Raw genomic sequence first — 14,236 nt, 5'->3', positions numbered from 1 at the left:
CGTTTAAAATGTGTTTAGTTCTTAATAAAAAGAACCTTTTGTTTCCGAGTGCGTTGCAGCAACGGTCCACCGCGAAACACAAGAATATGCCTTCATTCCAGCTTTACCGAGAAATGCTTCCGACGGGTGCTTTACGACTTCGTTCCCCTACGCAATTGGTTTTGCTACTGGTGCTTATAGCAGGTTTAAATACGGGCCTGTTCGCCCAGTCCCCGCTACGGATTACCTTATTGTCCGATCTGGAAACCGCTACAACACCGAGCCTCGATGCGCTCATCGCCGATGAATTAGCGGCTTTACTGGGCAGCCGCTACGACCTGACGCTGGACATCGTCTACACCGGTGGCCGCACGGCGGACATCCGCACCGCCACCGATCAGGCTTACGCGGTTTCGGATTTCGTCGTCGGTAGTGGGTTGGGTACCAGCTCCGCGCTGATGAACCTTACGGAGTACCCTAAATCGACCATCGCCGCCGTCGTGTTGAACAAGGGCGAGGTCGCAGGTGCAGGGCAAGTGGGAGAAACGAGCGGGACGGGCATCCCCAACTTCACTTTCGTACAATCGCCATTCGACATCGGGCGTGACCTGCGGGCCCTCAAAGCCATGACCGATTTCGGCCGGCTAACCGTCTTGACCACCGCTACTTTACGGCCCGCCCTGGCCCCGGTCATTCAAGAGGCGTTGAGCACCCCGGTTGATTACGTGACGGCTACCGGGACCGTAACCGAAATACTCCGGCAAATTCCACGGGAAACCAAAGCCGTGTACCTGACGCCTCTAGAGACTACCCTACCCTACCCCCAGCAGAAAATCTTGCTGGACAGCCTAACCGCGCGCGGTGCGGCAACCTTCGGCCTACTGGATAAGCCCCTGCTCGAACTCGGTGCCCTGGCCGCCCACTCTTCCTCCGAGAACATTAGTAAACTACCCCGGCGGGTGGCACTGGACGTCCTGCGCATTCTCGACGGCATCCCCGCCGCGGAGTTAAGCACCGAACTTTCCGCCGCCACTTCCGGCTTAGTCATCAACATGGCTACGGCGCGCGCGGCGGGGGTCTACCCATCGTGGGAGACGATGCAAACGGCCATACTCCTCAATCCAAACGATCTACCCGATGCCCGGGAGCTGACGCTGCGGGGCGCCGTCCTGGAAGGGCTGGCCAACAACCTCGGGTACCAGTTTTCTGCCTACGACGTGGACATTGCCCGGAGCGACCTGGGTATTGCCAAAAGCGATCTGTTGCCCCAGGCCGAAATCGCCACCACCCTCACCCACCTCGACGCGCAGACCATCGCCAGCTCCTTCGGCCAGCAGGGAAGTTTGAACTGGACGGCGAAGGGGACCGTCAATCAAGTAATTCTTTCGGAGCCGGCATTTGCCAACGTGGCCATTAACCGACTACTCCTGGAAGGCCAGGAGGCCGCGCTGGAAGTGGCCCAGCTCGACGTGGTGCTCGACGTAGCGACCGCCTACCTGAACACGGTGCAGGCAAAAGTATTCGCGGACCTACAGAACGATAACTTGGCCGTCACCCGCGCCAACCTCGACGCGGCGAGTACCAAGCGGGAAGCCGGGGCGGTGGGCGCCTCCGACGTGTACCGCTGGGAGAGTGAACTGGCGCTAAACCGGATCGACGTCAATAACGCCCAGGCGCAGTTGGCCCAATCCCGTTACAACCTTAACCAATTGCTGAACCGGCCGATCAACGAAGAATTCACGCTGCCGGAATTTACCGGCCAGGATAGTCTGCTGGGCACCATTGGCCAGACCATAATCCCCTTACTGAACAGCCCGCGCGATCTCGACCGGCTCGCCAACTTCCTGGCCGCGGAAGCAGTCCGCGACCTACCGACGCTCGACCAGCTGGAGGCGGCCATCAACGCCCAGGAACGGCAACTGCTGGCTTCCCGCCGGTCGCTTTACCTGCCGACCATCGGCATCGGCGGGCAGTACAATTACCGCATCGCGAACTACGGAACCGTGCCCTTACCTCCGGAATTGGGCTTTGATTTCGCCAGCGAGGACCGGCCCCGCAGCACCTACAACGTCGCCCTCAACGCCTCGTTACCCATCTTCCAGGGTGGCCGGCGGAAGTTGCAGGTAGAGCGGTCGCGCGTGGCCACCCTGCAGGCAAATACGCAACGCCAGGACGTGCAAAATCAACTCCTACAGCGGCTGTATTCCGACGTGGAAAGCGTAGTGGCCAGTTACCGCAACGTACAGTTGGCACGCTCGGCGGCGGAGACGGCCACGAAAAACTTCGCCATCGTGGAAGACCTGTACCTCGCGGGCGTGACCAACATCACCAGTCTGGTCGACGCGCAGAACGTGACGCTGCAGTCCAACATCAACGCTACCAACGCCGGGTATCAATTCGTTGCCGATTTCATCAATTTGCAACGCAGCACCGGGTCGTACCAATTTTTGGAGAGTGACGCTAACCAGGCGGATTTCTTGCGGCGGTTTATGGAATTTAAATAGGGCCGGAAAAGCCTTTAGCGTAACCTGATGCATTCGGACCTGGAGGTCCTCAACCTTAAATACACCCATGAGATATTTATCCGTCATACCGATTTTTCTTGCCTTGCTGACCGCCTGTGGCGGTGGGGAAGAAGCCGCCCCGGAACTCCCGCTCCGCGCCATTCGCTACGGCGAAGTGGTTACCGACGACGGCAGTACCAGCCAGTCCTACACCGGCGTGGTGACGGCCGCGGGGGAAACACCGCTATCGTTTCGGGTGGGCGGCACCATTCGGGAGATGAAAGTAAAATTGGGCGATCGCACCCGGCGCGGACAGCTGATCGCTACGCTCGACCCGGTGGATTTACAAGTCCAAAGTAGCCAGGCCAGCGCCAACTACCAGGCGGCCGAAGCGCAGGTGGAAAGCGGAGAAACCCAACTGATCGCCGCCCGGGCCGCCTACGACCGCACTCTGAAATTATACGAGAACAACAGCGTCTCGCTCAGCGAATTCGAGCAGGCACGCAGCCAGTTCAAAAGCTCGCAGGCGCAAGTGCAGGCGGCTAAAAGTCAGCTAGCGGCGAGTGGTGCTTCGGTCCAGGCATCCCGCAACCAGGTGAGTTATACCCGGCTGACGGCTCCCTTTGCCGGCGTGATTACGCGGGTAGAGGTAGAACGCAACGAGTTCGCGGGCTCGGGCAAAGCCATCGTGACGCTGAGCACGGAGGAAGATCCGGAAGTAGAAGTCAACTTACCGGAAAATCGCATCGGGGCGATCGAACGGGACATGCGAGTGACCATCGCTTTCCCATCGCTTCCCGGCCGGGAGTACGCCGGCGTAGTGAGTGAAGTGGCTTACGCCGCCGGTGACGCACCCAGTTATCCGGTAACGGTCCGGATCGGCGAGGCCACGTCCAGCATCCGGCCCGGGATGGCGGCCAACGTCCGGTTCACGTTTGGGGAGGGCAATGACGCCGGGCCGTTGTTGCTCACCCCCATCGAGTCAGTAGCGGAAGGCCCCGAAGGTCGTTTCGTTTACCTGCTCACGGCGGGCGCGGGCGGCACCTACGTAGCCAACAAACAAGCCGTCACCATCGGTGATTTACACACCGCTGGTTTTGCGGTGTCGGCGGGCCTGGCGGCCGGTGATAAAGTAGCTACGGCCGGGATCAAGTCCTTACTCGACGGCATGGAAGTCCGGCTAATGGAATAGCCCCCCCAAGCCTGCACTCCCCAATTTCCTTGCACCTGCCCCGATAGCTATCGGGGCGCCGAAAAATGCGGCGAAACGGTATTTAATTAATTTTAGCGATGAATATTTCAAAAGCGGCCCTCGAGAACAACCGGGTCACGATTCTGGTCGTACTGATGATCGCCATCATGGGCCTGGTGGGGTACAGTAACCTGTCGCGCAACGCCATGCCGCCCTTCACGATCCGGGTGGCCAGCGTGGTGACGTCCTTCCCCGGCGCGAGTGCCGAACGGGTGGAAGAACTGGTGACGGAACGCATCGAACGGGTCGCCCAGGAGCTGGCCGCCGTCAAGCAAATTACGAGTGAAAGCCGAACGGGGTTGAGCGTCGTCAACGTAGAATTGGAACCCAGCGTAATTAAGGAAAACATGCAGCCGGTCTGGGATAAACTGCGGCGTAAAATGGAAGAACTGGCTGTGACCATGCCCGACGGCGTGGGTACGATCAACGTGAAGGACGACGGCCTGGGCGTGGTGTACGGCATCCAGGTCGGCCTTACCGGCGGGGGTTATCAACTGAAAGACCTGAAGGAAAAAGCGGAGGACATTCGCGACGACCTGGTCAAGCTGGAGGACGCCGCCGAAGTAAAAATCAACGGCCTGCGGACCGAGCAGATTTACGTAGAATTCGACAACGCCCGCCTGGCCCGCTACGGCCTTTCGGCGAATGAACTGCAGCGAACGATCTCGGCGACCAACATCGTTTTCCCGGGCGGCGACGTGGGCCTCGGCGACCAACGCGTGGTGCTGGAACCGACGGGTAACTTCGAAAGCCTCGCCGACCTGGAGAACATCATTATTCAGCTCAACCAGACCGAAACGGCTAAACTGGGAGAGATTGCCAAGATTACGCGCGGCTACCCTACCCCGGCGGAGCGGATCGTGCGAGTCGACGGCCAGGTGGGCCTCGTCGTCGGTGTCGCGGTCAAGGAGGGTGCTAACCTGATTCAGCTCGGCGAGCAGGTCGACGAGCGGATTGCGATTTTTAATCAGACGCTTCCGGTGGGCATGAAAGTGGAGCGGATCGCGAGCCAGGACACCTACGTGAGCGCGAGCGTGAGCGGCTTTTTGAGCAACGTTTTGCAGTCGGTGGGCATCGTGCTGGTCGTCATGTTTTTGTTCCTGGGTTGGCGGACGGGCCTCGTCGTGGCCAGCCTCATCCCCCTGGCGATCATCATGACTTTGCTGCTGATGAACGTCTTTGACGTCGGCCTCAACCAGGTCACGCTGGCCGCGCTCATCATGGCCCTCGGGATGCTGGTGGACAACGCCATCGTGATCTCCGAAGCGATGATGGTGCGGATGGAGGAGGGCATGAAACCCCGGGACGCGGCCTACGCGGCGACCTCCGAGCTGGCCATTCCGCTACTCATTTCTTCGCTGACGACCTCGGCGGCTTTCCTTGCCTTTTTCCTCGCGGAGAATACCATGGGCGAGATGATGGGGCCGCTTTTCGTGGTGATCACCTTCGCGCTGTTGAGTAGCTGGATCATGGCGATGACGGTGGTAGCGATGCTGGGGGTGGCTTTGATTCGGGTCAAGCAGCCCTCATCCATGCCCGACGGAGACGAGGAGACGGCTCGGGCGTCGGAGGCGTTAATAGTATCCGAGACGTCCGGTGATGCTGTCTTCGTGGATACCGTTGCGTCCCCCTCCTCCGCAGTGGGGTCGGAAGAAACGTTTTTGGGCGCGGACGCGGGTGCAAGCGTAGGTGGGCAAGAGGAGCAGACGAAAGAAAAACCCGACATTTTCGCCCGCCTGAACAAGCATTACGGCAACCTGATTTATACGGCACTGAAGCGGCCGTGGTTGACGCTGGCGCTCATTATCGGAATGTTCATCGGTTCCCTTTTCTTGTTCCCCCTGATCCCGTTTACCTTTTTTCCGGATAGTGACCGGAACCTGATTACGATGGACATCGACTTGCCGCTGGGCACCGACATCGGCCGGACGGCGGACATCGTGGCGCAGATCGAAACCTACATCAACGAATCGTTACTCGTGACCGGGGACGATGAAAAAGCGACGGGAATCACCGACTTTACCAGTTTCATCAGCGAAGGCCCGCAGTCCTACGACCTGGGGTACCAACCGGGCGAAGCCAACAGCGGCTACGCCCACTTACTGATGAACACCAGTAGCTACGAAGCCAACCGGGCGATGATCCGTAAGCTGGAAGATTACACCTTTGAGAACTTCCCGGATGCGGACATCAGCGTGGGCCCACTGGGCAGTGGCGGCGGCGGCGGTGCCGACGTGGCCGTGCGCGTCAGCGGCGACGACGTGGCCGTGCTTTACGGCATTGCCGACGACATCAAGCGGGAGATGACCGGTATATCGGTAGCGACCAATATTTCCGACGACTGGGGCCCAAAGAGCAAAAAGGTCGTCATCGACATCGACCAGGATAAGGCCAACCGGGCCGGGGTAACGAATCAGGACATTGCGGTCTCCCTACGGACGAGCCTATCCGGGTTCAACGCGGGTTCCTTCCGGGAGGGCGAAGAGTCCTTACCGATCATGATGCGGGGCATCGGTGCCGAAGCGTACGAAGTGCAGGATCTGAAGGGCCTCAACGTGTTTGCGCAGGCGACCGGCAATAACGTCCCCCTCACGCAAGTAGCCGAGGTGGACGTTGCGTGGCAGTACGCCAAGATTATTCGCCGCGACCTGTACCGGACCCTGACGATCTCGGCCGACGCGCTCGAAGGGGCGACGGCGACGGACCTCACCTCGCAACTCGTGCCGAAACTCAAAGAGATGCAAAAAGACTGGCCGATCGGCTACAAGTTCGAACTTGGCGGCGAGAGCGAGCGGAGCGCGGAAGCCATGATGGCCGTAGCAAATAAACTACCGCTTGCGGGCTTCATCATCATCCTATTACTGATGGTCCAGTTCAACAGCTTCCGGAAAATGGGGATTGTGCTGGCGACGATTCCGCTGGGGATTATCGGGGTGATTATCGGCTTACTGCTGTTTCAGTCTTATTTCGGTTTCATGGCCTTTCTGGGCGTCATTTCGCTGGCGGGTATCCTGATCAACAACGCCATCGTGTTGCTCGACCGGATCGAGATCGAGGAGAAAGCGGGGAAGCACGAATTTCACGCCATTATCGATGCGTGCCAGCAACGCTTCCGGCCTATTTTACTGACTACTTTCACCACGGCCCTGGGGTTGATTCCACTCTACTTGGGCGGTGGCTTGATGTGGGAGCCGATGGCTATTTCCATTATGATCGGCCTGTTGTTTGCCACGGTGATTACCTTGTTATTCGTGCCGGTTGTTTATAAGTTGTTGTTTCGAATTAGGGAGGGAGGCGACACCGCCGCCCCTGAAATCAGTACCGAAGCGCATTAAATATATACAATAGAAAATAATAAGCTTATGCACAACATAAGAATTTCAGTTCTGGCAGTATTTTGCGTTTTTTCAATTTTTTCTTGCAATCGGCGCATTGTCAGCACTATGGAGGATTCAAATACGACGTATCCCCAAGGTGCCATAAACACGACTGACCGCACCCGACTACTGAGTTTTGCGCAAAGCACGGACCTTAATGCTGCCTACCTGGATACCGTAAGGTTTCTGGAACAAGTAGTGGACCTCGATGGCAATCCGGCAACCACCGAATATATAGTTTATCTGATGGGTATGGAGAACTGTGGTTCGGGAGGGTGTAACCTGTACGTTACTAACCAAGGTAACGAGATCATCTCTAATACCACCGTCGTAAAGCTGCCGGTGTACCTCAAGAACGAGGAATCCACCGGCACCTGGAAAAACCTGATCGTCTGGAGTGATGGTGCCTACCGGACGTTGACCGCCGAAGACGGGGAGTACACGCCCAACGGGTCAATGGGTGTGGAAATTTCTCAGGAAGAGGTGGAGGATAATCCTGAGACTTACGTGAAGGTGCTGGATTATCTAGACTAAAGTCGTGTTTAAATTTCCACCTTCCTGACCACTAATGTTTTACGCACCTGGCTTCCCAGAAATCGACTCCTTTAGCTCGCTGGACTCGCACTCCCGGAGGAGCAAAAAAGCTCATTTTTATTTAAATGGAACAGGAAGCCTACGGAAGCAACGGAGCTAATCGATAATGCTCGGATTAGCAGCATTCAAACACGCTCTAAACTTTTCAGCCTGGCCTTTACAATTTCACTGGTTTAAACCAACCGACTACGCCCAATCCCCCTTGCACCCGCGACCGCGCATAATTAGGCTACTGCCTCCGGAGGCACGTAGCGCTTGATCGCTAATTAATTGATTACTTAAATATTCTCCACTTACTTAAACCCCGCGAAAACAACTCATCAACTTCCGGCCCGGGCAAAACAAGCACCTTATTCCGTACCCAGTTTCAGCCGTATGTACCGAATTTGTCAGAAATTGTAGATAGCCGCCCCGCCGAGTTCCCAGTGCGTCATAATGACGCCGCTGTTGAGGGAAAGCCCGCAGTTGACGCCGGAAGAGCTACCGATGCCACAGTAAACACCGTTGCTGCTGGCAAAGAGCGGTAGTTTGAGGCCGCCATTCAGGCGAATCCCGATGCGCTCGGTTACGGCGTATTCTACGCCCGCGCCGAAGCTCATGAGGAAGTGAGTGCGCGTCTTTATGTCCTCGCTGGTGATGTCATAGATGGCAAGACCGACGCCGGCATCGAAGAAGCCCACGATTGGTCCCGCACCGATGTACTGGGTAGCGTTCGTATTAATAAAATGGATATTCATGTCGGCTGCCCCGCCGTCGTATTCGGTAGCGTAGCGCGCGTCCGGCGTAAAGCTCAAGACGGTAGGAACGAAGGTGTAGGACAGGCCGGCGGCCCGCTGGAAGGGCAACATTCTTTTGAACCCCGCCGTGTAGGAAATGGACTCCTTGATGGATATCTCGCCTTCGACGAAATTAATGCCACTGCGAAAGAACCGATTGGCCCCGACGTGGGCGGACCAATTCGTGAAGTTGGCGTCAGTCGACTGGGCGGACGCGGATGCCGTAAAGACGCAAAGTAGGCAGGCAAGGGTAAATTTGAACATGGACTAATAGTTTACGGGTGCGGTCCCGGACTTTGGGACCGTGCGTGGTTGAGTTAATTATCGTTGGTAATTTTTCTTCGTCGTTCGTAAAGGTCCGCTGTTTCTAGTTCTACGAAGTGCAGGAAATCACGTACGTGCGTCAAACCTTTGGAGAAGTCTGACGGTGGATCAACGGTCCTTTGCCGGACAACGTGATCGAGGACGGCGGCCAGTGGGCTGGCCTTAGCAAGTGCCGCTTCCAGGTGTTGGAGCCAGCCAGCGGGGTCCGCCCGGAATGCTCGCCTACGATTAACGGCACCAGGTTGGCTGGTGACTTTGCCCGTTTCCGCCAAACGGCGAAGGGCAACGCTTCCGGAGTTTTTGCTGGCCGAAAGAAAGGTCCAGATGTCGTTAAAGCAACGTTCGGGTGGGTCGGAAAGTAAGAGTAGTGCGAATACCCGGCTTTCCATCGGTGTCAGCCCGGTGGTCTCGAAAAAGACCCCGAGCTCTTCAACGTTCTGTTTTAAAGCCGCAATTTTACTGGTCTGATTAATCATGTGCCTTTGGCTTACTACTCATTAGGAGTAGTCCATTAAATTATTTTAAAAGATAAGACGACGGGTAGGGGTAATGCAGTCCTCAGAATCATTAATATCTTCACCAAAAACAGTCCGAACCGCCCGGGTAGCGCCGACCGGTCCTCTTTTGTCGGCCGCCGGGTCGACCGGTCCTCTTTTGTCGGCCGCCGGGTCGACCGGGGGAATCTTTTGACACCTGTTTGTTTGTCTTACGGGGGGAGCTAGAAACACGGTGAACAGGAGGAAAAGAAAAATCAGCCCTTCTACGGTGGTCAGTCCCGTCGTGACAACAACACAAAGATACAACTTCTTGTTCGGTAATAAAAGAACTTGATTAGGCTAACTAATTTCTTGCTCAATGAATGCGTAACCCGGTACAGGACTTGAAGCGTATTAAATTTTACCCCGACCGCCTACGTCGATATTATTGCACAAGCGTCGATGCACCGCCCGTCACACCAAAATTTCCATACCGTCCCGCGCCATTCGGCAGTTGGAAAAAATCTGCTGGCATTCCTTTTCCGTGCGTGCCAGAAAGTCATCATCGTGGTCGGGGTCGTGGTGCGTAAAAATCAACTGCGCTACTCCGGCGCGTTTGGCCACTTCGATGGCTTGTGAGTAACTGCTGTGCCCCCAGCCGCGGTGTTCGGCAAGTTCACCGTCCGTGTACTGCGCATCGTGGATCAACAGGTCGGCCCCCCGGCAGAAAGCAACGGTCGCTTCATCGATGGTTTCACCGTGCTCGAGGTCGGTACAGATCACGATAACCTTACCGTTCGCTTCGAGGCGATAGCTGAAGGCTCCGCCGGGGTGGTTGTGCAGTCGGTAAGTGAGGCGCACCCCACCATCAGCCAGCAGGGATGTCGTCTGTTTTTCGAGCGTGATGAATTCAAACTTTGCGCCGGCATTATCCAACTGCACGGGAAAGTACTCTTCCTGCATCTGGAGCTCGAATATTTCCTGAAGCCGGGTATCACTCATGTCTTCGTGGGGGGCGAAGACACAAATCCTTTGGGACGGGTTATAGATCGGGCCAAAGAAGGGCAGGCCCTGAATGTGGTCCCAGTGAAAGTGAGTAAGCAGGATGAAAATACTGTCGACATCGGGCAAGGTGCCGTCGCTCAACTCTTTACCGAGGCGGCGAATGCCGGTTCCGGCGTCAAAAACGATGCACCCCTTACTACGGTCGTTGGTGAGCAAATCCGCGTAAATACAAGTTGTGTTGCCACCGTGGAGTTGCACGCCATTTTCACAGACGGGTGTAGAACCACGGGTGCCGAAAAGTTTTATCTGCCAAGTAGGATCGGACATATTGATGGAGACTTACCTAATTTTTCACGGTGTTACTTACCGTAGCATAGTAGCTATACGGCAAAGATGATTGTTAACATCATTCATTTAGTAATGAATTTACTAAATAAGTACTTGGACAATATTATTGTGACATTTTGACGAGCGAAGCGAGCTGCCTTTGCTCCCCTCTGCCTTCGGAGAGGGGTTGGGGGAGAGGGTTACAGAATGTTCGTTTAATATTGTCCAGATACTTATATTCTCCTTTTACATAATACCCGAGTAATGGATTCTTAATTTTGATAGCCGCTGGGAGATTAGGGAGTATGATCACAGCACCGACACACCGCTTCGTGCCTTAGCATTCTTTTTCTCCCACTTCGCGATCAACCTTGGAAATTCTTTAGCCATAAAAGCGAAAAAGTCCCGCACGCGCTCCAACTCTTCGTTAAATTCGGGCGTGTCCATGTCGGCGCGTTTCCGGAGAATACCGTTAACCTTTTCCAGCATGGGGGCAACGGCGGCAATCTCTACTTTCATTTCCGCCAACCACTGGTTGGGGTTCACCTTGAAGTATCGTTTACGGTCGGCGGGCAGGGTGAGGTAATCGACCCGCTTTGCGTTCATTAGCCGGTTGACGGCGTTGCTGATCGCGCTTTTGCTGGCGCTAAGCTTTTCCTGGATGGTGAAAAAATCCTGGTAGTGGGGTTCTGACAGCAACAATAGCGCAAATACCCTGGCTTCCATCGGCGTCATGCCCCGGCCCTCGAAAAAGGTGCCGAGGTTTTCTATTTCCTGTTTGTTATCGTTCGTCAAGAGAGTTTGGTTTTTTTGGTTTTTGGAAGGCCGAAGTTAACACTAATCGATTATCGCGTACTCAATATGTTGTTCGCTAAGTACAGAACCATAAGGTTGTGTATATTGTTGCCCGTAGTTCGCTTACCGCTTTTTTAAATCTCTTCGATGTCCGAATTTTTCGTCACGTACCTGCCCCACAATATTTATGGTGCCGTTGTGGTGCTTATTACTCTCTAATAAGGTGCCTGACCCGACGTATGTACCAGCCGCTGATTAGGCGGATTAAGGACAACCACCGGTCCAAATCCCCCACTCGCCGGACGTACCGCGAAACGTTTTGAACACAATTTGGATTGTACCGGGGCTCGCAGACCTGAGCCTTAACTGAATTGACGCGGAGCGTTACTCGCGGGTCGTTAAAGCGTTTAAAGTTGTACCGTAAATATGTACCAGCGTGGTAGCGATCATTTTCACCCCAACCGTCGTTAGCCGAAAAGTAATATTTCTCCCCCGGGCTGCTTCACGCCGATTTACTTTGCACCAGCGACCGCGCCCCCAAAAAATGCTCATGCTCATCGATCGTTTACTACAGTCGCTACGGGCGCTTTCCGCTTACGTCCAGCGCGACGTGCGTTTGCTCCGGCACCTATCACTGCTACTCCTGGCCGGCTTTGTGGTGCTGACCCTGCTGGTGTTGTTCGTCCCGCCCGCCCTGTTCGACCTGGGCTTTAGCCTCGAGGTGCAGGAGGACCAGAGCCCGGTGCTCGATGCGGCCATGCACGCCGTAAGTTGGTTCGGTAACGGCATTGCTCCGGGCTTAATTCCCGCGCTCGTTGCGCTTACGTTCCTGCTCCTGGGTGCGCGGCGGGAGGCACTATTTACTTTGCTCACCTTACTATCCGGGGCGGTGATTTATGGGATTAAAATACTCATCGACCGGCCGCGGCCGACGGCGGACCTCATCCGCATCATCGAGGACGCGCAGTTTCAGAGTTTCCCGAGTGGGCACGTCACTTTTTACGTCACCTTCTTCGGTTTCGTGGTCTTCCTGATGTACCGGCTTACGTGGGTCTGGACGTGGCTACGTTGGACGGCCGCAATCATTTGCCTGGCACTGATCTTCACCGTTCCGTTTTCCAGGATGTACCTGGGCGCACACTGGTTTACGGACGTGGCGGCGGGCTTCCTCATCGGCCTGTTGTGCCTGATCGTGCTGGCCGGCTGGTACGCTAGCCGACAGGACGACCCCGCCGTCGTGACTTCTGAAGTACGAAATAACGCGCGACCATGAATTACTGGCTTTTACTGGCGCAACTGCTTTACTTACTCGTGCTCGCCGCCACGGTGGTTCGCATCGTTTACGACACGGAAATCCCGGCCAAAACGCTGGGTTATTTACTGCTGGTGATTCTGCTTCCCGTGGTGGGCATCCTGTTTTATCACGCCGTCGGCACCAACCACCGCAAGCGCAAATTGTACCGCAATAAATTGATTGGCGACTCTCCGTTGCGGCAAGACATCGTGGCGCGGTCGCGGGTGCAAAGTGAGGAAGAAATAGCAAAGTCACCACTGCTGACCACCTACGCCAGCCTGCCCCGTCTGATGCTGAACGAAAACCTGGATCCGCTAACCGTGGGCAATACCGTAGAAATACTGGTTAACGGAGAGCAAAAGCTACCGCGCGTGCTGGAGGCATTGGGGGACGCCCGCGATCACATCCACGTAGAGTATTACCGTTTCGAAGACGATCTGGTGGGTCGGGCCATTGAAGAAGCACTGACGGAGCGGGCGCGGGCCGGGGTGAAGGTGCGATTGATTTACGACGATTTTGGCAGCCGCAGCATCCGGGGCAAGATGGCGGAGCGCATGAAGCAGGCGGGTATCGAGGTCGTGCCCTTCTACAAGATCACCCTGAGCGCGTTTGCCAACCGCATCAATTACCGCAACCACCGTAAAATCATCGTGGTGGACGGGCGGGCCGGGTTCGTGGGCGGCATCAACGTTAGCGAAGACTACGTGAACGGCGTGGGCGACGACAAAAAAGCACCTTTCTGGCGGGATACCCACCTGATGATCACCGGCCCCGCGGTGCAGCAACTTCAAGCGGTTTTTCTTAACGATTGGCGTTTCTGCTCCGGCCAGGAAATACCTTTTGACGAAATGAAAGCCCGGTATTTTTCAGTTCCTACCCACTCTTCCGGCGATAAACCCGTCCAGATTACGGCTAGCGGCCCGGACTCCAATGCGCCGGCGATCATGTATTCCATCATCGAGGCCATCAATCTGGCGCAGCGGGAGGTACTGATTACGACGCCCTATTTTATTCCCGGCGAAAGCTTACTGAATGCCATTTGCATCGCGGTGGGCTCCGGGGTCGACGTTCGTTTACTTACGCCGCTGAAGGGGGACAGCATATTCGTCAGCAAAGCGGCGGCTTCTTACTACGAGCGCCTGTTGCGGGCCGGCGTCAAAATCTACCGGTACAAAAAGGGATTCGTACACGCGAAGACGCTGGTCGCGGACCGCTCGGTGGCGATCGTCGGCACGGCCAACCTCGACGTGCGGAGCTTCGACCTGAATTTTGAGATCAACGCAATTGTCTACGACAAGGACACCGGCAACCGAATAGCCGACCTCTACGCCGCCGACTGCCGTGACGCAGTCGAGCTCACCCTGGCGACGTGGAATGAGCGTGGGGTGGCTGCTCGGTTCGGGGAGAAGCTGGCGCGCTTGTTATCGCCAGTGCTCTGACGCGCCTACCATTATCCGACTTCTTCTTCCGACATCCAAGGGGAACCACTTTTATTTTACTGTTTCAATTCAGGTTACGTGTCGCTACCTCTTT

At 55.9% G+C, this 14,236-nt stretch carries 10 protein-coding genes; 6 read left to right on the top strand and 4 right to left on the bottom strand.

Going from position 1 to position 14,236, the window contains the following annotated elements; genetic code table 11:
* The first annotated feature begins 86 nt into the window (after window positions 1–86).
* The 4 genes from GGR27_RS06845 (at window position 87) to GGR27_RS06830 (ending at window position 7,646) form a co-directional block, all read left to right on the top strand.
* On the top strand, window positions 87–2,483 hold the full coding sequence (locus GGR27_RS06845) for a TolC family protein (protein WP_168036673.1): 2,397 nt from the start codon (window positions 87–89) through the stop codon (window positions 2,481–2,483).
* 67 nt (window positions 2,484–2,550) lie between these two features.
* Complete coding sequence (locus tag GGR27_RS06840) at window positions 2,551–3,675, top strand: efflux RND transporter periplasmic adaptor subunit (protein ID WP_168036672.1); 1,125 nt, start codon at window positions 2,551–2,553, stop codon at window positions 3,673–3,675.
* A 98-nt stretch (window positions 3,676–3,773) separates the two neighbouring features.
* Window positions 3,774–7,070 carry an efflux RND transporter permease subunit gene (locus GGR27_RS06835; protein WP_168036671.1) on the top strand — a complete coding sequence of 1,099 codons (3,297 nt, stop codon included), beginning with the start codon at window positions 3,774–3,776 and terminating at the stop codon, window positions 7,068–7,070.
* Window positions 7,071–7,178: 108 nt separating this feature from the next.
* The gene (locus GGR27_RS06830) at window positions 7,179–7,646 is read left to right on the top strand and encodes a hypothetical protein (RefSeq protein ID WP_168036670.1); all 468 of its coding nucleotides are present in this window, start codon (window positions 7,179–7,181) and stop codon (window positions 7,644–7,646) included.
* Window positions 7,647–8,095: 449 nt separating this feature from the next.
* Here the strand turns inward: GGR27_RS06830 and GGR27_RS06825 are convergent, their stop codons facing one another.
* From GGR27_RS06825 to GGR27_RS06810, 4 genes are all read right to left on the bottom strand, one after another.
* Window positions 8,096–8,746: an acyloxyacyl hydrolase gene (locus tag GGR27_RS06825; protein ID WP_168036669.1), complete on the bottom strand. Its 651-nt coding sequence runs from the start codon at window positions 8,744–8,746 to the stop codon at window positions 8,096–8,098.
* A gap of 53 nt (window positions 8,747–8,799) precedes the next feature.
* Window positions 8,800–9,282 (bottom strand): GbsR/MarR family transcriptional regulator, encoded by a 483-nt coding sequence (locus GGR27_RS06820; RefSeq protein WP_168036668.1) that lies wholly within the window; start codon window positions 9,280–9,282, stop codon window positions 8,800–8,802.
* Window positions 9,283–9,756: 474 nt separating this feature from the next.
* Window positions 9,757–10,614: an MBL fold metallo-hydrolase gene (locus GGR27_RS06815; protein WP_168036667.1), complete on the bottom strand. Its 858-nt coding sequence runs from the start codon at window positions 10,612–10,614 to the stop codon at window positions 9,757–9,759.
* 309 nt (window positions 10,615–10,923) lie between these two features.
* Complete coding sequence (locus GGR27_RS06810; protein WP_168036666.1) at window positions 10,924–11,409, bottom strand: GbsR/MarR family transcriptional regulator; 486 nt, start codon at window positions 11,407–11,409, stop codon at window positions 10,924–10,926.
* 550 nt (window positions 11,410–11,959) lie between these two features.
* Here GGR27_RS06810 and GGR27_RS06805 point away from each other — a divergent pair.
* Together GGR27_RS06805 and cls are read left to right on the top strand one after the other, a co-directional pair.
* The gene (locus GGR27_RS06805) at window positions 11,960–12,682 is read left to right on the top strand and encodes a phosphatase PAP2 family protein (protein WP_168036665.1); all 723 of its coding nucleotides are present in this window, start codon (window positions 11,960–11,962) and stop codon (window positions 12,680–12,682) included.
* The gene (gene cls, locus GGR27_RS06800; RefSeq protein ID WP_168036664.1) at window positions 12,679–14,142 is read left to right on the top strand and encodes a cardiolipin synthase; all 1,464 of its coding nucleotides are present in this window, start codon (window positions 12,679–12,681) and stop codon (window positions 14,140–14,142) included. The genes GGR27_RS06805 and cls overlap by 4 nt, the downstream gene beginning before the upstream one ends.
* The last annotated feature ends 94 nt before the right edge of the window (window positions 14,143–14,236 follow it).

The sequence above is a fragment of the Neolewinella antarctica genome (assembly GCF_011927835.1).
GTDB classification, from domain to species: Bacteria; Bacteroidota; Bacteroidia; order Chitinophagales; family Saprospiraceae; genus Neolewinella; species Neolewinella antarctica.
Note: the sequence above shows the minus strand (reverse complement) of the source record. Positions and strands in the feature narration are given on the sequence as shown.